At 63.9% G+C, this 21054-nt stretch carries 16 protein-coding genes and 1 tRNA gene; 6 read left to right on the top strand and 11 right to left on the bottom strand.

From position 1 onward, the window contains the following. Positions 1–226: 226 nt before the first annotated feature. Together ftsH and SB764_RS16925 are read right to left on the bottom strand one after the other, a co-directional pair. Positions 227–2119, bottom strand: a complete 1893-nt coding sequence (gene ftsH / locus SB764_RS16930; protein ID WP_065061347.1) for an ATP-dependent zinc metalloprotease FtsH — start codon at positions 2117–2119, stop codon at positions 227–229. Positions 2120–2350: 231 nt separating this feature from the next. Then, entirely contained in the window at positions 2351–3013 is a 663-nt protein-coding gene (locus SB764_RS16925) for an RlmE family RNA methyltransferase (RefSeq protein WP_065061346.1), read from the bottom strand. 250 nt (positions 3014–3263) lie between these two features. Here SB764_RS16925 and yhbY point away from each other — a divergent pair, with 250 nt between their 5' ends. Continuing rightward, entirely contained in the window at positions 3264–3809 is a 546-nt protein-coding gene (yhbY, locus tag SB764_RS16920; RefSeq protein WP_065061345.1) for a ribosome assembly RNA-binding protein YhbY, read from the top strand. A gap of 113 nt (positions 3810–3922) precedes the next feature. On the opposite strand, the gene SB764_RS16915 is transcribed toward yhbY, so the two are convergent. The 6 genes from SB764_RS16915 to gloB all read right to left on the bottom strand — a co-directional run bounded on the left by SB764_RS16915 (position 3923) and on the right by gloB (position 13006). Beyond that, positions 3923–4390, bottom strand: a complete 468-nt coding sequence (locus tag SB764_RS16915; RefSeq protein ID WP_065061410.1) for a DUF4149 domain-containing protein — start codon at positions 4388–4390, stop codon at positions 3923–3925. Positions 4391–4469: 79 nt separating this feature from the next. Next, positions 4470–4946, bottom strand: a complete 477-nt coding sequence (gene greA, locus SB764_RS16910) for a transcription elongation factor GreA (protein WP_065061344.1) — start codon at positions 4944–4946, stop codon at positions 4470–4472. A gap of 206 nt (positions 4947–5152) precedes the next feature. Next, a complete protein-coding gene (gene carB / locus SB764_RS16905; RefSeq protein WP_065061343.1) occupies positions 5153–8407 on the bottom strand; it encodes a carbamoyl-phosphate synthase large subunit in 3255 nt (1084 codons plus the stop codon). Positions 8408–8543: 136 nt separating this feature from the next. After that, entirely contained in the window at positions 8544–9680 is a 1137-nt protein-coding gene (carA, locus tag SB764_RS16900; protein WP_321855569.1) for a glutamine-hydrolyzing carbamoyl-phosphate synthase small subunit, read from the bottom strand. A 671-nt stretch (positions 9681–10351) separates the two neighbouring features. Then, the gene (locus SB764_RS16895) at positions 10352–12004 is read right to left on the bottom strand and encodes a transglycosylase SLT domain-containing protein (protein WP_065061341.1); all 1653 of its coding nucleotides are present in this window, start codon (positions 12002–12004) and stop codon (positions 10352–10354) included. Between the two features lie 165 nt (positions 12005–12169). Beyond that, complete coding sequence (gloB, locus tag SB764_RS16890) at positions 12170–13006, bottom strand: hydroxyacylglutathione hydrolase (RefSeq protein WP_065061340.1); 837 nt, start codon at positions 13004–13006, stop codon at positions 12170–12172. A gap of 20 nt (positions 13007–13026) precedes the next feature. Between gloB and SB764_RS16885 the strand changes: the two genes are divergently transcribed. The 4 genes from SB764_RS16885 to SB764_RS16870 all read left to right on the top strand — a co-directional run bounded on the left by SB764_RS16885 (position 13027) and on the right by SB764_RS16870 (position 15284). After that, positions 13027–13902 carry a class I SAM-dependent methyltransferase gene (locus SB764_RS16885; protein WP_065061339.1) on the top strand — a complete coding sequence of 292 codons (876 nt, stop codon included), beginning with the start codon at positions 13027–13029 and terminating at the stop codon, positions 13900–13902. Beyond that, a complete protein-coding gene (gene rnhA / locus SB764_RS16880; protein WP_065061338.1) occupies positions 13899–14348 on the top strand; it encodes a ribonuclease HI in 450 nt (149 codons plus the stop codon). The genes SB764_RS16885 and rnhA overlap by 4 nt, the downstream gene beginning before the upstream one ends. Positions 14349–14416: 68 nt before the next feature. Next, positions 14417–15160: a DNA polymerase III subunit epsilon gene (dnaQ, locus tag SB764_RS16875; protein ID WP_065061337.1), complete on the top strand. Its 744-nt coding sequence runs from the start codon at positions 14417–14419 to the stop codon at positions 15158–15160. Between the two features lie 49 nt (positions 15161–15209). After that, positions 15210–15284 (top strand) — tRNA-Val (locus SB764_RS16870). Positions 15285–15420: 136 nt separating this feature from the next. Here SB764_RS16870 and SB764_RS16865 read toward each other — a convergent pair. From SB764_RS16865 to SB764_RS16855, 3 genes are all read right to left on the bottom strand, one after another. Continuing rightward, positions 15421–15897 carry a DUF2214 family protein gene (locus SB764_RS16865; RefSeq protein ID WP_065061336.1) on the bottom strand — a complete coding sequence of 159 codons (477 nt, stop codon included), beginning with the start codon at positions 15895–15897 and terminating at the stop codon, positions 15421–15423. Positions 15898–16061: 164 nt separating this feature from the next. Next, positions 16062–17039, bottom strand: a complete 978-nt coding sequence (locus SB764_RS16860) for a hypothetical protein (protein WP_065061335.1) — start codon at positions 17037–17039, stop codon at positions 16062–16064. A 203-nt stretch (positions 17040–17242) separates the two neighbouring features. Beyond that, complete coding sequence (locus tag SB764_RS16855) at positions 17243–18307, bottom strand: glycosyltransferase family 4 protein (RefSeq protein WP_065061334.1); 1065 nt, start codon at positions 18305–18307, stop codon at positions 17243–17245. An 831-nt stretch (positions 18308–19138) separates the two neighbouring features. On the opposite strand from SB764_RS16855, the gene SB764_RS16850 reads away from it, so the two are divergent. Further along, positions 19139–20974: an ABC transporter ATP-binding protein gene (locus tag SB764_RS16850; RefSeq protein ID WP_065061333.1), complete on the top strand. Its 1836-nt coding sequence runs from the start codon at positions 19139–19141 to the stop codon at positions 20972–20974. Positions 20975–21054 lie beyond the last annotated feature (80 nt).

Here is a 21054-nt window from a genome sequence, read left to right as displayed (position 1 = left end):
AAACGGCCGCAGACGAGCGGCTCCGGGGCAAGCTCAGGGTGAGGATTATGACCCTGTGAAGTCAGATTGGGCACGTCAAGAAACGTCAGAGGTGTAACGAAATACGGCCGCGCGCAAACGCGGACTCGACAGCCTGCGCGTCTCACGGCGACCAGAAATGCAAAACGGGCCGGCGTGATCTTCACACCGGCCCGCAACTTTACTCGATCTGACGCACCGCAGGCGGTCAGGCCGGCGCAGTGGCGCTGCTGCCGGGCTTGACTTCGGTGCCCGTGCTGCTGCCACCCGACGAAGCATCGCCCGCAGACGGGCTGCTCTTCGGCGAGCGCGGCGGACGGCCGGCCATGATGTCGTTGATCTGATCGGCGTCGATCGTTTCCCACTCCATCAGCGCGGCGGTCATGGCTTCGACCTTGTCGCGGTTTTCGTCGAGCAGACGCTTCGCGAGGCCGTACTGCTCGTCGAGCACGCGACGGATTTCCGCGTCGACCTTCTGCTGCGTGGCTTCCGAAATCACACGCGTGAAGCCCTTGCCGAATGCGCCGCCGTCGTTGTCGTCGTCGGCGTAGACCATCGGTCCGAGCGCGTCGGTCATGCCGAAGCGCGTGACCATGGCGCGGGCCGTCTGCGTTGCCTTGTTGAAGTCGTCCGAGGCGCCCGTGCTGATCAGGTTCATGAACAGCTCTTCCGCCACGCGGCCGCCGAACAGAATGGCCAGACGATCCAGCAGATAGTCCTTCGAGTACGTTTCGTTGTCGTGCTCAGGCAACTGCCACGTCACGCCCAGTGCACGGCCACGCGGAATGATCGTGACCTTGTGAACCGGATCGGCCTTCGGCAGCAGCTTCGCGATCACGGCGTGACCCGACTCGTGATACGCCGTCGCGCGCTTCGCTTCTTCGCGGATAACAGCCGACTTGCGCTCCGGACCCATGAAGATCTTGTCCTTTGCGTCTTCGAAGTCCTGCATTTCGACGATGCGCTTGCCGCGACGCGCCGCGAACAGCGCGGCTTCGTTCACGAGGTTCGCGAGGTCGGCGCCCGAGAAGCCCGGCGTGCCGCGTGCGATGACCGCTGCATCCACGTCGTTGGCGATCGGCACCTTGCGCAGGTGAACCTTCATAATCTGCTCGCGGCCACGGATGTCCGGCAGACCGACGTAGACCTGACGGTCGAAACGGCCCGGACGCAGCAGCGCCTTGTCGAGCACGTCCGAACGGTTGGTCGCCGCGATCACGATGACGCCCGAGTTCGCCTCGAAACCGTCCATCTCCACCAGCATCTGGTTCAGCGTCTGTTCGCGCTCGTCATTACCGCCGCCCATGCCGGCGCCGCGATGACGGCCGACCGCGTCGATTTCGTCGATGAACACGATACAGGGCGCGTGCTTCTTGGCCTGTTCGAACATGTCGCGCACGCGGGCCGCGCCCACGCCGACGAACATTTCAACGAAGTCCGAACCCGAGATGCTGAAGAACGGCACCTTCGCTTCGCCGGCGATGGCGCGCGCAAGCAGCGTCTTACCGGTGCCCGGAGGGCCGACCAGCAGCACGCCGCGCGGGATGCGACCGCCCAGCTTCTGGAATTTTTGCGGATCACGCAGGAAGTCGACGAGCTCGGACACTTCTTCCTTGGCTTCGTCGCAGCCTGCGACGTCGGAGAAGTTGACCGCGTTGTTGTTTTCGTCGATCAGACGCGCGCGCGACTTGCCGAACGAGAACGCCCCGCCTTTGCCGCCGCCCTGCATCTGTCTCATCATGTAGAACCAGAACACGATGATCAGGATCGTTGGCCCGAGGTAGTACAACGCCGAGACGAGCGCATTCGGCTCTTCGTCGGCCTTGCCGCTCACCTGCACGCCGTATTTCATCAGGTCGCCGACCATCCAGATGTCACCCGGGGAGACGATCTGGTATTTCTGGCCGTCGGCCGGAGTGACTGTGAGGTTCCGCCCCTGCACCACGACGTTCTTGACCTTGCCGTTCTTCGCGTCGTCCATGAACTGCGAATAGGAAACGCCTTCCTGGACACGGGGCTTGTCGAACTGCTTGAACACCGTAAACAGCACCAGTGCGATTACCAGCCACACCGCTGCCTTCGAAAACATGTTGTTGTTCAAAGCACCACTCCTTCACTCATAGACGGGCGCCTACATTTGCCTTGCGACACCACCAAAGCATTCTAATCCAGTACGCAGGGCCTCGCCATAACGTTTCGCTACCGCCGAGATAGCCCGCGCGCCTTGCCGGAACTGCCTCCGGAGGCCGGCGCGAAGCTTTTTCGCACCGCTTCATGACAGTTATTGCAAAGCGCTTGCTGCACCGGAACCGATTCTTTCGCGTTGCCCGGTTTAACGGGGTCGCTTCAGATGTTTGCCCAATATAAACGTTTCGGACGATTTATCGCGCGAAGCTTTCGGCTTGCGCGCGGCCACGACCTTGAACTGATGCTTGAAGTTCTCGACGATCTGGCTGTAACCACTGCCGTGAAAGCATTTTACTAAAAGGGCACCATCAGGTTTCAGATGATTCTGCGAAAACTCGAGCGCGAGATCGCAAATATGCTCGATGCGCGCGGCGTCCGCAGACGCGACTCCGGACAGATTGGGTGCCATGTCCGAAATTACAAGGTCCACCGGACGACCGCCCAGCGATTCTTCCAGTTGCGCGAGCACGGAGTCTTCGCGGAAGTCGCCCTGCAGGAATTGCACGTCGGCGATCGGCTCCATGGGCAGCAGGTCGAGCGCAATGATTGTGCCGTCGATGCCGCCCTGACGCTGCTCGTCGCGCTTCGAGCTCTGCACGAGTTTGTTGCGCGCGTACTGGCTCCAGCTGCCCGGTGCGGCGCCGAGGTCGACGATCACCATGCCCGGGCGGATCAGTTTGTCCTGCTCGTCGATTTCCTTCAGCTTGTAGGCGGCGCGGGCGCGATAACCCTCCCGCTGCGCCATCTTCACATACGGATCGTTAATATGGTCGTGCAGCCACGACGTGTTGAAGCGGTTTTTTGCCATTAAAGATGAACTCTTGCTGCGTGATGTCGCGCTTTTAGCGGATAATACGCGTTTAATTCGTGCGGCCGTCGCGGCCCGTCCGGTTTCTGTGGCGTGTTTGCACCGCCGCGCCTGCCGGTCTCTGCCCGCGCCGCGCCGTCCTCCACGGTTTTTTCCGTTGTTTCCGACGCGCCTTTCGCCCGGCGGCCCCTTGTTGTGTGGCCGCGATTCATGGCGAGCGCCGTCATTTTAGTCGAGTCTGCCACATCCCATGCCCGCCCTCACTCTTACTGCCGAACAGCGCTCCGAACTTCGTTCCGCGGCTCACGCGCTCAAACCGGTCGTGCTCATCGGCGCCGAGGGACTGACCGACGCCGTCCTGAAGGAAATCCAGGTTCACCTCGACGCCCACCAGCTCATCAAGGTGCGCGTGTTCGGCGACGAGCGCGAAGAACGCGTGGCGATCTACGAAGAGATCTGCGACCGCCTGAACGCCGCGCCCATCCAGCACATCGGCAAGCTGCTGGTGATCTACAAGCCGGAACAGGCCAAGCCGAAGACCACCCTGGCCCGCGCCGGCGCACGCGGCACCGTGTCGCGCCCGGCAGGCGACGTGCCGAGCGCACGCGAAGCCGGCAAGCGTGGCGCGTCGCCGCGCGTGGTCAAGGTCGTCAAGCCGTCGGACAACCCGATGCGCAAGCCGAAGAAGCAAAGCGTCACGGTCAAGGGCAACGAACGCGTCACGCAAGGCGGCAACGTCAAGCGCGCCAAGAAGCGTCAGACCAGCGCGAAGCGTTCGCATCAGAACGCCAAGTAAGCAAGCCGTTCCGGGCGACAGCTTCTTCGCCCGAAGGCCGAAATAAAAAAGCGCGGCACGCATGCCGCGCTTTTTTGTTGCGCGATCGAGTCGCGCGTACTTCACTCAGCCACTCAGCGGCGCACGCCACGCGCCGAAGGCAGCAGCCACACGAGCCACGCGCCCAGCAGGCTTTCGATCAGATAGAACAGACTCGAAATGCCGTGCAGCATACCGAAGCGGCTCGCATACGCCGAATGAGCGATGTCGATACCCGCCTGCGCCGCATTCATGCGCATGGCGTTCATGAACGGCTGCAGCGCGTAATAACCGACCACCACGCACAGCAGCATGCCGACCAGCAACCAGCGCAGCCGCCGATAACCGATCTCGCCGCGCTTCACGAACACGTTCGCGAGCATGAGCAGCACCACGCCGCTCACGAGCCCGATCATGCCTTCGATGCGAAACACCTGCGCCGCGATCGCGCCCGCCGACATGTGGTCGAGCGACGCGAACAGCACGGGCGCCACCGCGTAACCGATCGTCAGCTGGCTGCCGACCCACAGCATCGCGATCAGCGCGAACAGGCGGTGCGGCACGAGCGAGCCGCCCTGGCGGCTCGCCGCGATGGCGGCGCTCACGTCATTTTTCACGTCGTGACCCATGATCGGCGCCTTCTCAGATGTAACGAACCTCGATGACTTCGTACTCGCGCACGCCGCTCGGCGCCTGCACCGCGGCCACGTCGCCTTCCGACTTGCCGATCAGTGCGCGCGCGATGGGCGAGCTCACCGAAATGAGGCCGTGCTCGAGGTCGGCTTCGTCGTCGCCGACGATCTGGTACGTGACCGTATTGCCCGATTCGAGGTCCTCGAGATCGACGGTCGAGCCGAACACGACGCGGCCTTCGGCCTCCAGCGTGGACGGGTCGATGACCTGCGCGGCCGCCAGCTTCGATTCGATTTCGGCGATGCGGCCTTCGATGAAGCCCTGCTTTTCCTTCGCGGCATCGTATTCCGCGTTTTCCGACAGATCGCCCTGGGCGCGCGCTTCGGCGATCGAATTGATGACCGCCGGACGCTCGACGGATTTCAGGCGCTGCAATTCTCCGCGAAGTTGATCTGCGCCGCGCTTGGTCAAGGGAATCGTGCTCATAAACAACTCGTTCAGCCGCTTGGGGCCGTATTGATGCCGCCCGCGCCTGCGCGGACGGCCATAAAAAAAATTCCGCGGTTAAGTGCATTCCGCGAGGGTGGCGGCGCATGCGTGCGCAGCCTGAAGACCCTGTTGGAACGCCGCTTAACCGCGGCACATTCAGCTGTTTGCCTGCCTCGTTACGTATTGGACAGGCAAAGGAAGCCTTAGTTTAGGCGAGCGTGGAGGCCTTGTAAATCATAGACTTCCAGGTTCTTCAGGTAGCGCAGACCCTCGACGGCGGCGCGCGCGCCGGACATCGTGGTGTAGTACGTGACCTTGTTCGCCTGCGCGCTCATGCGGATCGAACGCGAGTCGGCGATCGCCGCGCGGGTTTCGTCGACGGTCGTGAACACCAGCGAAATCTCGCCGTTCTTGATCATGTCGACGATGTGCGGACGGCCGTCCTTCACCTTGTTGACGACCTTGACCGGCACGCCGGCCGCTTCGATCGCCGCTGCCGTGCCGCGCGTGGCGACCAGACCGTAGCCGAGTTCGTGCAGCATGCGCGCGACTTCGACGGCCTTCGGCTTGTCCGAATCCATCACCGTGATGAAAACGGTGCCCGACTCCGGCAGACGCGAACCGGCCGCGAGCTGCGACTTGAACAGCGCTTCACCGAAGGTCTTGCCCACGCCCATCACTTCGCCGGTCGAACGCATTTCGGGTCCGAGCACCGGATCGACTGCCGGGAACTTGATGAAGGGGAACACCGCTTCCTTCACGCTGAAGTACGGCGGCACGACTTCCTTCGTCACGCCCTGGTCGACCAGCTTCTGGCCGACCATCGCCCGCGCCGCGATCTTCGCGAGCGGCAGGCTGGTCGCCTTCGACACGTACGGCACCGTACGCGACGCACGCGGATTCACTTCCAGCACGTAGATGATGTCCTTCTTCGAACCGTCGTCCTGCGGCACCTGCTGGATCGCGAACTGCACGTTCATCAGGCCGACCACGTTCAGCGCCTTCGCCATGGCGGCGGTTTGACGCTTGAGCTCGGTCACCGTTTCCTGCGACAGCGAGTACGGCGGCAGCGAGCAAGCCGAGTCGCCCGAGTGCACGCCCGCCTGTTCGATGTGCTCCATCACGCCGCCGATGAACACGTCCGTGCCATCCGAAATGCAGTCCACGTCGCATTCGATCGCGTCGTTCAGGAAGCGGTCGAGCAGCACCGGCGAGTCGTTCGACACCTTCACGGCCTCGCGCATGTAGCGCTCGAGATCGCGCGGCTCGTGGACGATTTCCATCGCGCGGCCGCCCAGCACGTACGACGGACGCACGACGAGCGGGTAGCCGATTTCGTCGGCGAGCTTGAGCGCTTCGTCTTCGGCGCGTGCGGTACGGTTCGGCGGCTGACGCAGGTTCAAGTCCTGCAGCAGCTTCTGGAAGCGCTCGCGGTCTTCGGCCGCGTCGATCATGTCCGGCGAGGTGCCGACGATGGGCACGCCGTTCGCCTCGAGGTCGAGCGCGAGCTTCAGCGGCGTCTGGCCGCCGTACTGCACGATCACGCCAACCGGCTTTTCGAGATCGACGATTTCGAGCACGTCTTCGAGCGTGAGCGACTCGAAGTACAGACGGTCGGACGTGTCGTAGTCGGTCGACACCGTTTCCGGGTTGCAGTTGACCATGATCGTTTCGTAGCCGTCTTCGCGCATCGCGAGTGCAGCGTGCACGCAGCAGTAGTCGAACTCGATACCCTGGCCGATCCGGTTCGGGCCGCCGCCCAGCACCATGATCTTCTTGTTGTTCGTCGGGCTCGCCTCGCACTCTTCCTCATAGGTCGAGTACATGTAGGCGGTCTTGGTGGCGAACTCGGCCGCGCAGGTGTCCACGCGCTTGTAGACCGGGCGCACGTTCAGCTCGATACGACGCTTGCGCACGTCCGCGGCGTTGCTGCCCAGCAGCTTCGCCAGACGGCGATCCGAGAAACCGCTTTGCTTGAGGTACTTCAGCTCGTCCTTCGAGAGGCTTTCGAGCGTGCGGCCCTTCGCGGCTTCTTCCTTCTGGATGATCTGTTCGATCTGCGCGAGGAACCACGGATCGATTGCGGTTTCTTCGAAGATCTCTTCGCGCGTCATGCCCACGCGGAATGCGTCGCCCACATACCAGATGCGGTCCGGACCGGCTTCGCCGATCTCGCGGATGATCTCGTCGCGGCTCGTGGTCTTTTCGTCCAGACCGTCGACGCCGACTTCGAGACCGCGCAGCGCCTTCTGGAACGATTCCTGGAACGTGCGGCCAATCGCCATCACTTCGCCGACCGACTTCATCTGCGTGGTGAGGCGCGAATCGGCTTCGCGGAATTTTTCGAACGCGAAACGGGGGATCTTCGTGACGACGTAGTCGATGGTCGGCTCGAACGACGCCGGGGTCGCGCCGCCGGTGATTTCGTTCTTGAGCTCGTCCAGCGTGTAGCCGACGGCCAGCTTCGCCGCGACCTTGGCGATCGGGAAGCCCGTGGCCTTCGATGCCAGTGCCGACGAACGCGACACGCGCGGGTTCATTTCGATCACGATCATGCGGCCGGTCTTCGGATCGATCGAGAACTGCACGTTCGAACCGCCCGTGTCCACGCCGATCTCGCGCAGCACCGCCAGCGAGGCGTCGCGCAGGATCTGATATTCCTTGTCGGTGAGCGTTTGCGCCGGCGCGACCGTGATCGAGTCGCCGGTGTGGATGCCCATCGGGTCCAGGTTTTCGATCGAGCACACGATGATGCAGTTATCCGCCTTGTCGCGGACCACTTCCATCTCGTATTCCTTCCAGCCGAGCAGCGATTCCTCGATCAGCAGTTCGCGCGTGGGCGAGAGGTCGAGACCGCGCTTGCAGATCTCTTCGAACTCTTCGCGGTTGTACGCGATGCCGCCGCCCGAACCGCCGAGCGTGAACGACGGACGGATCACGACCGGATAGCCGCCCGTGCCGGTGAATTCGGCGATCTCGCCTTGCACCTTGAGCGCCTCTTCCATCGAGTGCGCGACGCCCGACTTCGCCGAACCGAGACCGATCTTGGTCATCGCGTCCTTGAACTTCTGGCGGTCTTCGGCCTTGTCGATGGCTTCCGGCGATGCGCCGATCAGCTCGACGTTGTACTTCGTCAGCACGCCGTGGTGATGCAGATCGAGCGCGCAGTTCAGCGCGGTCTGGCCGCCCATCGTCGGCAGGATCGCGTCCGGGCGCTCCTTCTCGATGATGCGCTCCACCACTTCCCACGTGATCGGCTCGATGTAGGTGACGTCGGCCGTGTTCGGGTCGGTCATGATCGTCGCCGGATTGCTGTTGACGAGGATGACCTTGTAGCCTTCTTCACGCAGCGCCTTGCATGCCTGCGCGCCCGAATAGTCGAACTCGCACGCCTGGCCGATGATGATCGGACCCGCGCCGATGATGAGAATGCTCTTGATGTCTGTCCGCTTGGGCATAACGCTCTCGCTAAATATTCCTGTGTCTTTTACGTCTGGCGGCTTGCCTGCTCTGCTCGCCGCCGGGTGCGCGCGTGGGCCGGATCGAAACCCGGCTCGCTGCGCACCCTGCTCTGCTCGTTCCTGCGGGCCGCGCTTACGCCCGGGCCTTGTCCATCAGCGCCGTGAAGCGGTCGAACAGGTAGCCGATGTCGTGCGGGCCGGGCGACGCTTCCGGGTGACCCTGGAAGCAGAACGCGGGCTTGTCGGTCAGCTCGAAACCTTGCAGCGTGCCGTCGAACAGCGAAACGTGCGTCACGCGCGCATTCGACGGCAGCGATGCGGCGTCGACCGCGAAGCCGTGGTTCTGCGACGTGATGACCACGCGGCCATCGCCGAGATCCTTCACCGGATGGTTCGCGCCGTGGTGGCCCGTCTTCATCTTGAGCGTCTTCGCGCCGACGGCGAGGCCCATGATCTGGTGACCGAGACAGATGCCGAACGTGGGGATGCCGCGCTCGATGAGCGTCTGTGCCGCCTTGATCGCGTAGTCGCACGGTTCCGGATCGCCGGGGCCGTTCGAGAGGAACACGCCGTCCGGGTTCAGCGCGAGCGCGTCCTCAGCCGTGGCTTGCGCCGGCAGCACCGTGACGTCGCAGCCGCGCTCGGCGAGCATGCGCAGGATGTTCTGCTTCACGCCGTAGTCGAACGCGACGACCTTGTACTTCGGCGCCGATTGCGTGCGGTAGCCTTCGCCCAGACGCCACTCCGTGGTGTTCCACGTGTAGGTCTTGTCGGTCGAGACGACCTTTGCGAGGTCCATGCCCGCGAGGCCCGGGAACGAGCGCGCGAGTTCGATCGCCTTGGCTTCGTCGTCGGAACCGGCGAGGATCGCGCCGTTCTGCGCGCCCTTGTCGCGCAGGATACGCGTGAGCTTGCGCGTATCGATACCGGCGATGGCGACCACGCCTTCGTCCTTCAGATACTGGCCGAGCGTGCGCTCCATGCGGAAGTTGGAGGCGAGCACGGGCAGGTCGCGAATGATCAGACCGGCGGCATGGACTTTCGTGGCTTCGACGTCTTCGGCGTTGACGCCGACATTGCCGATATGCGGATACGTGAGGGTGACGATCTGGCGAGCGTAGCTCGGGTCGGTCAGGATTTCCTGATAACCGGTGATAGCCGTGTTGAACACGACTTCGCCGATCGTATGGCCGGGCGCGCCGATCGAATAACCACGAAAGACCGTGCCGTCGGCGAGCGCGAGCAGAGCGGGAGAGAATGACGGCAACACGGGAGACTCCTTGGGGGAGCACCCTGTGCCGACCTGTTGTCCGACGTTGCGATCTTGCGACCTGGAGCGGCTGCGGCGTCGGCATCCTGTACGGCGGAATCAGGACGCGCGCGCGGCGCACTCGTTGCGCGGCTTATCCGTGCGTCTGGCAGTCTGGGCGCCGGGCCTGAAGGTGCGTTTGTGACGCTCGATCGGGCGGCAGCCGGCCATTTCGACGGTAAAGCGCGGGCGGCGGATGAACGGATGGGGGGAGGTAGGCGCTAGGGTGCGGGTTGATAAGCTCAAACCTTGAAATTATAGCGCGAAATTACCCTTTCCTTCAAATTTCGAGATGACGTCGGGCCATCGGCGCGGTGCCGGGAGGCGCCACGACGCCCTTTCCACTATAGGCGGCGCGGCGCGCAGGACAAATGGGGAGCGGGATCGGGCAAATTCGTCGTGCGCCTGTCATCGCGACGCTCGCGCCCTTTTATCTCCCGGCCGCCCCGCGCTTGTGGCAACAACTTGTGACAACAATCACGCGCACATCGAACGCACGCCCAACGCAATCCGGACACACCAACGAAAACGCCGTCACCTGGCGGGGTGACGGCGTCAAAAAGCTAGTAGTGATCGGAGCGAAACACCATGCGCTGCCCCCGCAACGCATAGCTGAGCACCCTACGCTGCCGCTATTTGGACTTGTGCTTCTGCGTGTGGGTGTCGGCCTTCGAGCGGCTCGCCGTACCCTTCGACGCCTTGCTGGGCGCTGCGCTGGAAGCCTTGGCCTTGACCGGTTCGGAAACCTTCACGACTTCGTTGCGCGCGCGACCGTGTTTCTTATCGTAGCGCGACTTCGAGCCGGTGTCTGCAATCCGGGTGCCGATGCGCTGCACGCCGCCACCGGAAACGTTCGTTGCCAGACGCTCGGGGCCCGGCTCGCTCGGCATCGACTTGCCGACCGGCACGTGCAGCACCAGCACCTGCCCCGGCGACGCGAGATCGCGATGCGTGCGGTTCCACGCCTTGAGCTGGCCGACCGAGACGCCGTAGCGGCTGGCGATCGTTTCCATCGACTGCTTGCGGCGCACGCGGATCAGCATCTTGCGCGTGTCGGGCACGTCCGGCTCCATCGCGAGCACGGCGCTTTCGGCGACGTCGGCGCTGATGTCTTCGTCGTCGCCGTCGTCGGTGCGCGGCACCACGAGCGTCGACCCGGGCTTCAGGCGCATGCCCGCCGGAATCTTGTTGACCGACATGAGCGTGTCCGCGTCCACGCCGATCTTCTGCGCGATGGCCGCCGGCGTGGCGCGCGAATCGGTGGTGTACACCGTCCACGACGAGAGCTGGCCCGAATACGACTTCAGGTTGCGCTCGAATGCGCTGGCGTTATCGAACGGCAGCAGGATCTGCGGGTCGGTCGCGCCGAGAATGACCGGCTTCTTGAACGACGGATTGAGCGAGCGGAACTCGTCGGGCGCCATGTTCGCGAGCTTGGCCGCGACATCCACGTCGATGTCGTGCGAGGTGGTGACGGTGACGAAATACGGGTGGTTCGGAATCGAAGGCAGCGTGAGACCGTACTGCTGCGGATTCATCACGATGTTCTTGACGGCCTGGAGCTTCGGCACGTAATTGCGCGTCTCGTTGGGCATGCGCAGGCTCTGGTAGTCGGTCGGCAGACCGGCGGCCTGGTTGCGCGCGATGGCGCGCTGCACGTTGCCCTCGCCCCAGTTGTACGCGGCGAGCGCGAGATACCAGTCGCCGAACATGTCGTGCAGACGCGAGAGGTAATCGAGCGCGGCGCTGGTCGAGGCCAGCACGTCGCGGCGCTCGTCCTGCCACATGTTCTGCTTGAGGTTGTAAGTGCGGCCCGTGCCCGGCACGAACTGCCACATGCCCGCGGCCTTCGCGACCGACAGCGCCTGCGGGTTATAGGCAGATTCGATGAACGGCAGCAGCGCAAGCTCGGTCGGCATATGGCGCGCTTCGAGCTCTTCGACGATGTGGTACAGATATTTTTGCGAGCGCTCGGTCATGCGCGCCACGTAGTCGGGACGCTCCGCATACCACTGCGCATTCATGTCGACCAGATCGCTCTGCAGATCGGGCATCTGGAAGCCGCGGCGAATACGACCCCAAAGGTCGGCGTCCGGGCTCGTGAGCTGATCGACCGAGCCGTTATCGACGTTAATCGTTTCTTTCGCTGCGGAAGTCTTACGGATCTGGTCGGCGCGCGCCTGGGGGTCGGCGGGAGAAAGAGAGCTGGCTGAATTCGCCGCAGGCCCGCCGCTCGCGCACGCGGCGAGCATGAGGACCAGCAGCGCACTTAGGATAAATCGCATGAACGTCTACATCCGCAAGGCTGGAATTTGCAGCCGATAGTACGGAACGCACACGTTTCCGTCAATCGGAATAATTGGAAAAAGCCATGCAAATCCGCAGCTTGGGTGTGGTTCCATACGTTTGGGTTGAGCATACCCACGCATCGCAGTGGGTCAGCGGAACCTTCAGCGGAACCTGTTCTTCCATTCGCGCATCAGCGTGAATGCGGCCAGCCGGTCGGGCACCGTTTCATGCAGCGCGTCGGCAAGCGTGGCCTGCACGGCGGGATCGTCGGCGCGCAGGAAAGGATTCACCGCGCGCTCGTGGGCGATCGTGGTCGGCAAGGTCGGCACACCGCGTTCGCGCAGCGCCGAAGCCTTCGCGCTCCAGTCGTGCAGCGCGGCGTTGTCCGGATCGCAGGCGAGCGCGAAACGAATGTTAGAAAGCGTGTATTCGTGGGCGCAATGAACCTGTGTGTCGCCGGGCAACGCGGCAAACGAATCGAGCGACGCGAGCATCTGCGCGGGCGTGCCTTCGAACAGGCGGCCGCAACCGCAGGCGAACAGCGTGTCGCCGCAAAAAAGATGGGGCACGGCGTTCAGTGAACCCGCCGCCTGAAAATAGGCGATGTGTCCGCGCGTGTGGCCCGGTACATCCATCACCTTCAGATCGAGCGCGGGCGCTTCGATGCGCACCGTGTCGCCGCCACGCACGCGCGTGACGAACGGATCGAGCGGACCGAGTGCCTCGCCGGCCGGGCCGTAGACGGGCACGCGCTCATCCGAAAGGAGATCGGCCACTCCGCCGACGTGGTCGTTGTGGTGATGGGTGAGTAAAATAGCGCAGAGCCGCCAGCCTCGTTTCGCCACATAATCGCGAACCGGCGCGGCGTCGCCCGGATCGACGGCGACGGCATTGCGGCCGTCCGACACGACCCAGATGTAGTTATCTTCAAAAGCCGGAACCGGCACGTATTCGAGCGCAGCGGAAGACGCGCGCGCGTGCTCAAGCGGACTCTTCATGGGGCGACGTACTCTTCGACATGTCTGACCGAACGATTATAGACTGGCCCGCCTGGACCGCTTCGCCCGCCGGAAGGTACGTGCTCGACTGGGAGCAGGAGCAACTGGATCGCATGGTGTCGAACATTTTCGGCTACCATGCGCTGCAAATCGGCCTGCCGCAACTCGACGCGCTGCGCGAAAACCGCATGTCGTGCCGCGCGCTCGTGCTCGACGGCGCGAGCGCGGCCAGCGCGCCTTACGTTGCGCCGCTCGCGCCGGGCGGCTCGCATCACGCTTCGGTTCATGCAGGGCAGAACGCCGGCCGCATCGATACGAGCGCCGCGCCGTCGCTGCATGCTCCGGCCGGGCGCAGCACGATCTGGTGCGATCATCTCGATCTGCCGTTCGAGGCGCAGAGCGTCGACCTGATCGTGATGCCGCACACGCTCGAATTCACGAGCGACCCGCACCGCCTGCTGCGCGAAGCCGAACGCGTGCTGATGCCCGAGGGCCAGCTCGTGATCGTCGGCTTCAACTCGCTGTCGCTGTGGGGCGCGCGTCAGTCGGCGGGCAAACTCACGGGCCGCCCTTTCCTGCCCGCGCGTCAGGACCTGATCGCCTTCACGCGTCTGAAAGACTGGATCAAGCTGCTCGGCTTCGAACTCGAACGCGGGCGCTTCGGCTGCTATCGGCCGCCGCTTTCGACCGACAAATGGCTCGGCCGCTATGGCTTCATGGAAGCCGCGGGCGACCGCTGGTGGGCGATCTTCGGCGCGGTCTACATGATCACGGCGATCAAGCGCGTGCGCGGCATGCGCCTCGTCGGACCGCTGAAGGTCAAGAAACCGGTGCTGGCGCCGAGCCTGAAGGCCGCGGCCACCACCCCTTCCCCTACACGCAACAAGGACTCATGAGCACACCCGACTTCGTCGAAATCTTCACGGACGGCGCCTGCAAGGGCAACCCTGGCCCCGGCGGCTGGGGCGCGCTGCTGCGCTTCGGCGCGCAGGAAAAGGAACTGTTCGGCGGCGAGGCCGGCACGACCAACAACCGCATGGAGCTGATGGGCGTGATCGCCGCGCTCGAAGCGCTCAAGCGCCCGTGCAAGGTAATCGTGCACACCGATTCGCAATATGTGCAGAAAGGCATCAGCGAATGGATTCACGGCTGGAAAAAGAAGAACTGGATGACCGCCGCGAAAACGCCCGTCAAGAACGACGACCTGTGGAAGCGCCTCGACGCGCTCGTCGCGCAACACGAGGTGGAGTGGCGCTGGGTCAAGGGCCACGCCGGCCATCCGGAAAACGAGCGCGCCGACGCGCTCGCGAACCGCGGCGTCGCCACGCTCACCGAACTCTGAGCCTTTAAAACGCGGCGCGTCCTGTCCGCCGACACGCGCGCCGCCCACGCAATCCTGTTTCAAACGCCATGCGCCAGATCATTCTCGATACCGAAACCACCGGCCTGAACGCCCGCACGGGCGACCGCATCATCGAAATCGGCTGCGTCGAGCTCGTGAACCGCCGGCTCACGGGCAACAACCTGCACTTCTACATCAACCCGGAACGCGACAGCGACCCCGGCGCGCTCGCGGTGCACGGCCTGACCACCGAATTCCTCTCCGACAAGCCGAAATTCGCCGAAGTCGCGAACGAGATTCTCGACTTCATTCGCGGCGCGGAACTGATCATTCACAACGCGCCGTTCGACATCGGCTTTCTCGATGCCGAACTTGCGATGGTCGGCCAGCCGCCGCTCAAGCAGCATTGCGGCGAGGTGATCGACACGCTGGTGCAGGCCAAGCAGATCTTCCCGGGCAAACGCAATTCGCTCGATGCGCTGTGCGACCGCTTCGGCATCAGCAACGCGCACCGCACGCTGCACGGCGCACTGCTCGACTCGGAACTGCTCGCCGAAGTCTATCTGGCGATGACGCGCGGCCAGGAAAGCCTCGTGATCGACATGTCGAGCGCGCACGACGCGAACGATGCCGGCGCCGCGCCGCGCGTGCGCTTCGAGACGCTCGCGCTGCCCGTGATCGCCGCGAGCGCCGACGAGATCAGCGAGCACGACGCCCTGCTCGACGGCCTCGACAAGGCGCTCAAAGGCACCTCGGTCTGGCGCACACAGCCCGTCGTCGAAGAAAATTCGGGTACTGTGCAAAATACTTAAAAAAGGGCTTTACAAGACTGAAAATGCCCGGCATAATCTGAATCTCTTCGGGTGGTTAGCTCAGCGGTAGAGCACTGCCTTCACACGGCAGGGGTCACTGGTTCGATCCCAGTACTACCCACCAGGATTCTGGTGTTGGTAAAGACAAGCACCGAAGATAAAAAGCCCCGTTGCGCAAGCAACGGGGCTTTTTTCATTTGCGGCCATCGGTTCGGATTGCTGATGAATGGCGTCCGGGGCACTTCCGCGCGGGCGTCCCGTTACGACGCGCCGTCCGCGCCCATTCCCGCCAGCCCGATACCGCGCGCCATGCCGGTCGCGGCAAACACCATCACCACGAGCAACAGCGTCTGCCACCTGCCGATGCGTGCGTATTTCGGCGCGTGCGTGAGATCGGGCACGTCGCCGTTTTTGACGGCGTTGCGCCAGCGCAGGAGCGCCATCATCGGAGCGATTTCGAGCAGAAGGATCAGCACGAGCGCGCCCATCTTCACGTGAAAGAGCGGTTCGTGCAGGTAGTAGTCCGCGCCCTTCTCGAAGCCGCCGAACGCACGCATCGCGCCCGTGACGATCAGCACCAGCGCCGAGCCGCCCCAGCCGTTATCGGCGCTGAAGATGGCGGGCAGCCCTTCTGTCGAGGTGCAGCGGCGCAGACCGCGCGAGCGCCGCACGATCGAGGCGAGCGCGAAACCGAAGGCCAGCAGATGAATGGCGGCAAGCAACCAGCGGACTAGCATGGCGACTCCTTCGAAGCGGCGATGGATCGGCAAGCTGGGGCGGAGCGCGCTCCGCGGTGACGGCGGAAATCGTAAAGACGATCGAAGCAGAGACAAGCAGAAGGAATAGCAGAAACGCGAGAAACCAGGCGGCAACCCGCGACGCGGCGAACCGCGCTCGCGCATCAAGCCTGTTTCAGCGCGGCATCCAGCGCGCGGGCGGCCACGCGGTCGCCCTCGGTCATAAGACGGATGCGGAACACGGTCTGACGGTTGTGCCCCGCCGCGGCCGGCGAGTCCCACATCAATGCGATTTTCGGACGGCGGTCGTGCGACGACGCAGCCGTCTGAACCGGCGCGATCAGCGCGATCTGCGTACTTGGCGTGGGTGCCGTGGCCGGTGCAGCCGGAACCACGGGCGCAGCCGACTCAGCCGACGCCGCCAGCGTGGTCTCGGCATCGAGCGGTGCGTGCGCCGGTATCACCGGCTCGCCGACCGGTTCGCTGACCGGCGCGGCGCCCACGCCGCCCGGCTCACCCGCCCGCCCAGGATTCGATCCATCCCGCACCCGCGCGCCGCCGGGCCAGCGCACCGACAACTCGCGCGCGTCATACTGGCCGAGCTTGCGGCTTTCGAGCCAGACCACCGTCGTGCGCGTCGCGACATCGATCGAGACCGCATAGCGTCCGATCGCAAAACGCCGCGCCGCGAAGTTCGACCGCCACAGCGCCCGCGGACGGCAGATCCACACAACGGCCGCGTACAGCGCGGGCAGCACCACGAGCCAGCCGTTGGTCTCGGCGGCGGCGTGCACGGCGCGACGCCAGCCCGCCATCCAGACGAAGGCGCCGATCGACCAGAGCGCGAACAGACAACCGAAAACGCCGAAGAAGCGCAGCGCCTGACGCAGCCATTGCGGCAGCGGATGGAACGGACGCTCCACGCGCGCCTTCGCGCCCGGCAACACGATCAGCAGAAACAGGAAGACGAGATTCAGACACGCGACCGGCGACGAGGCCATTCCCTCGAGCGCCGCGATGAAATTCATCTGCGCCATCGAATGGAGCCAGCGCGCAAGGATCACGAGACCGATCGCGCGCAACGCGAACATCGTGCCGGCACCGGGAACGGTGACGGCGCGCGTCGGTCGGGTTCTTGCCAAGGCACTTCTCCTGATGTCGCTGTCGTAAAAAAAGGCCGCCAATTTCGCGGAACGGCCATTATAGGGACATTGCCGCCGCCCCTCACGCTCGCAGCCGGTGAGAACCGTTACGTGCGGCGTAAATGTAACAACGCCCCAGTGCAAGGCACTGAGGCGTTGTGAAAACTCGCGCGAGCCGTCAGACGACGGCCCGAACCGCGCGCTTAGCTGGCGTTGACCTCGCGCAGCACGGTGCGGCGCTTCTGGCGCAGCATTTCTTCGTACACGGCGACGTAGTTCTTCGCCATGACCTTCGACGAGAAACGCGATTCGAACGCGCCGCGCACCTTCTCGCGCGACAGCGTGGACAGGCGCTTGACCGCCGCGACCGCGCTGATTTCGTCTTCGACGACGAAACCCGACACGCCGTTGTCGATGACTTCCGGCACCGAACCGCGCTTGAACGCGATGACCGGCGTGCCGCAAGCCATGGCTTCGATCATGACCAGACCGAAGGGCTCCGGCCAGTCGATCGGGAACACCAGCGCGTGCGCGTTGCCGAGGAATTCACGCTTTTCGTGCTCGCCGATTTCGCCGATGTACTCGACGTGCGACTGCGCCATCAGCGGCTTGATGACTTCTTCGTAGTAGGCGCGGTCGGCCTTGTCGATCTTGGCGGCGACCTTGAGCTTCATGCCGGCCTGACCAGCGATGCGGATCGCCTTGTCCAGACCCTTCTCCGGCGAAACGCGGCCGAGGAAGGCGAGATAGCCCGGTTCGACGTTTTCGATCGGACGCAGCACGTCTTCCGGCAGGCCGTGGTAGACGGTCTGTTGCCAGTTGGCTTGCTGCAGCGGCAGGCGCTGGTTGTCCGAGATCGAGACGACCGGCACGTCGCTGAACGCGTTGAAGATCGGTTGCAGTTCCGGCAGGTCCAGGCGGCCGTGCATCGTCGTGACGAAAGGCACTTCCTGACGCTGGAACAGCGAGAACGGGTAGTAGTCGATGTGGAAATGCAGCACGTCGAATTCATGCGCGCGGCGGCGCACTTCTTCGAGCAGCAGCATGTGCGGAGCCATCACGTCGCGAATCGTGGGGTCGAGGCGCAGCGCCTGCGGCCAGAAAGCTTCGAGCTTCGCCGAGGTAATCGAATCGCCGCTCGCGAACAGCGTAACATCGTGACCCTGTTCGACCAGCGCTTCGGTCAGGTAGGAGACCACCCGTTCCGTGCCGCCGTACAGCTTGGGAGGAACCGCCTCGTGCAACGGAGCGATTTGAGCGATTCGCATAGTGGTGAACTCCTTCCTCGTAATAAATCGGGCAAAGTACTGCAAGTTTGACAATCGACCTCGCGAGCCGCGGCGTGTTTGCCGCTCGCCCTGCCAGGCGTTCCGTACCGCTAACCGCGCCGGATGCCCGGCACACAGACCGACGCAGTTGTCTCGTGACGGATCGTCACGCGCGGCGGCTCAGGCGGTAAACGCGCAGGGGTCGCTGTCGTTGACACAAAAGCTGTCAATTTCCCTACGCCGTTCGAGTCGGCATTATCGGGGTTTGCACCCATAGCCGGCTAGAACATTTCAAAGTCTTTACGTTGTTACAAACTGGAAACACTCCGCAACCCCCTGTTTTTAAAGACAGTTATAGATTAAGGGAGCGCTTCCGGCCGGCGCGTGGCGCTGGCAACCGGAACCGGGCCGTCACACGCCGTCTGGCGCGTGACGCATGCGACATCTTACGAATCGCACGCGTGAATCCTGGTCCACTGTGGGACACTGACGCAGACCGTTCGCGAACCGTTCGCGCGATGTTCACAAACTGTTTGCAGACTGTTCGGATAACGCGATGCGACAGCGCATCGAAGAATGCCGAACGCAATTCATAATTGTATCTCTAAAAAGGCCGGGAAAACCTGCTGAACCTTGGCCACGACACCTTGCAGGAAGGCACACCGGTTGCCGCGTAGTCGCGATAAGATGCGCGCGCATCAGGCACGGGGCATGCGCCCCGCGTAATGGATGTTTACAATGCGGATATTCCGTCAGGTTTGCCGCAGCGCCTTCCTATTTCTTTTTTCCACCTCGTACGGACGAAGCTCCGTCAGACCGACCACCGATCAATTGGAACATCTGACCATCGCCCAGCGTAACGCCCACAACGCAAAGCTCGCGAGCTATGCGCGGCGGCCGCTCGCGTTCCTTTTCCGCTACATCAAGCGCCATCCGTTCGCCCACGCCGTCGTGCTCGCCAGCGTGTTCGCGGCTGTCGGGTGCGCGCTCGCTTCGCAGTACGCGATCAAGCATCTGATCGACGTGCTCGGTACCGGCCGTCACCATCCTGGTCCGCTGTGGACCGCGTTCGCGATCCTCGTGGGCCTGATCGCCGCCGACAACCTGCTCTGGCGGGTCGGCGGCTGGTTCGCCGCGCACACGTTCGTCGCCGTCACCGGCGACCTCAGGCGCGACCTGTTCCAGTATCTGAGCGGCCACTCGCCCACTTATTACTCGGAGAAACAGCCCGGTACGCTCGCCAGCCGGATCACCGCCACCTCGAACGCCGTCTATACGGCCGAGAACACCACCGCCTGGAACGTGCTGCCGCCGTGCATCGCGGTGGCGGGCGCGATCGTCATGATCATCGCCGTGAATCCGCTGATGGCGGCCGGTCTGTTGCTCTGCTCGGCGATCCTCTCGGTGATCCTGTTCAAGCTGGCCGGTCGCGGCTCGGCGCGCCACCATGCGTTCGCCTCCCGCGCGGCCGCCGTGGACGGCGAGCTCGTCGACGTGATCGGCAACATGGCGCTCGTGCGCGCCTTCGGCATGACGTTTCGCGAGCAGAAGCGCTTCGGTTCGACCGTCAAGGCCGAACTGGACGCGCGCCGCCAGAGCCTGCTCTACCTCGAAAAGCTGCGTCTGCTGCACGCCGTGATCACGGCCATGCTCTCGGCCGGCCTGCTCGGCTGGGCGCTGTGGCTCTGGGATCAGGGCAAGGCCACGTCGGGCGACATCGTGCTCGTGAGCTCGCTGGGCTTCACGATCCTGCACGGCACGCGCGACCTGGCCGTGGCGCTCGTCGACGTGACGCAGCACGTGGCGCGTCTCGCTGAAGCCGTGCAGACGCTGCTGGAGCCGCACGGCATGCCCGACCGCGACGACGCGAGCGAGCTCGTCGCGCAAGGCGGCCGCGTGGACTTCGAAGGCGTGACCTTCGCCTATCCGCACCGCAAGCCGATTCTCGATCACTTCGATCTGCAGATTCAGGCGGGCCAGCGCGTGGGCCTGATCGGCAAGTCGGGCGCGGGCAAGACCACGGTGCTCGCCCTGCTCCAGCATTTCTACGAGACCCAGGGCGGCGCGATCAAGATCGACGGCCAGAATATCGCGCACGTGACGCAGGACAGCCTGCGCCACGCCATCGCGCTGGTGCCGCAGGACATCTCGCTGCTGCACCGCTCGATCTACGAAAACATCGCCTATGGGCGCCCCGAGGCGAGCCGCGAGGAAGTGCTCGCCGCCGCCCGCGAGGCGCGCTGCGCCGACTTCATCGAGGCGATGCCCGAAGGCTACGACACGATCGTGGGCGACCGCGGCGTGAAGCTCTCGGGCGGCCAGCGCCAGCGCATCGCCATCGCGCGCGCGATCCTCAAGAACGCGCCGATCCTGCTGCTCGACGAAGCCACTTCGGCACTCGACAGCGCGTCGGAAGAAGCGATCCAGCAGGCGCTCGACCGTCTGATGGTGGGCCGCACCGTGATCGCCATCGCGCACCGTCTGTCGACGCTGCAGAACTTCGACCGCATCATCGTGATGAGCGCGGGCAAGGTGATCGACGACGGTAATCCCGATGAGTTGCGCAACCGTCCGGGCCTCTATCGCGAACTGCTCGCGAAGCAGTACGGCAAGGGCTCGACGCTGCATCTCGGCAACAAGAAGGCCGACGAAAAACACGTCGCCTGAGTTGCTTGCAAACGTCATTCGCGTCTATCGCTCGCGAATTTCACTCGCGAGATTCAGACGCAAAAAAAGCCGCTTCGAAA

Origin of the sequence: Paraburkholderia sp. SIMBA_027, from assembly GCF_046535315.1 — a bacterium.
GTDB lineage: Bacteria > Pseudomonadota > Gammaproteobacteria > Burkholderiales > Burkholderiaceae > Paraburkholderia > Paraburkholderia tropica.
Note: the sequence above shows the minus strand (reverse complement) of the source record. Positions and strands in the feature narration are given on the sequence as shown.

Coding starts and splice junctions, on each gene's coding strand:
- SB764_RS16925 (WP_065061346.1), bottom strand. CDS start 3,013: ATGGCAAAAAACCGCTTCAACACGTCGTGGCTGCACGACCATATTAAC.
- yhbY (WP_065061345.1), top strand. CDS start 3,264: ATGCCCGCCCTCACTCTTACTGCCGAACAGCGCTCCGAACTTCGTTCC.
- greA (WP_065061344.1), bottom strand. CDS start 4,946: ATGAGCACGATTCCCTTGACCAAGCGCGGCGCAGATCAACTTCGCGGA.
- carB (WP_065061343.1), bottom strand. CDS start 8,407: ATGCCCAAGCGGACAGACATCAAGAGCATTCTCATCATCGGCGCGGGT.
- SB764_RS16895 (WP_065061341.1), bottom strand. CDS start 12,004: ATGCGATTTATCCTAAGTGCGCTGCTGGTCCTCATGCTCGCCGCGTGC.
- gloB (WP_065061340.1), bottom strand. CDS start 13,006: ATGAAGAGTCCGCTTGAGCACGCGCGCGCGTCTTCCGCTGCGCTCGAA.
- SB764_RS16885 (WP_065061339.1), top strand. CDS start 13,027: ATGTCTGACCGAACGATTATAGACTGGCCCGCCTGGACCGCTTCGCCC.
- rnhA (WP_065061338.1), top strand. CDS start 13,899: ATGAGCACACCCGACTTCGTCGAAATCTTCACGGACGGCGCCTGCAAG.
- dnaQ (WP_065061337.1), top strand. CDS start 14,417: ATGCGCCAGATCATTCTCGATACCGAAACCACCGGCCTGAACGCCCGC.
- SB764_RS16865 (WP_065061336.1), bottom strand. CDS start 15,897: ATGCTAGTCCGCTGGTTGCTTGCCGCCATTCATCTGCTGGCCTTCGGT.
- SB764_RS16855 (WP_065061334.1), bottom strand. CDS start 18,307: ATGCGAATCGCTCAAATCGCTCCGTTGCACGAGGCGGTTCCTCCCAAG.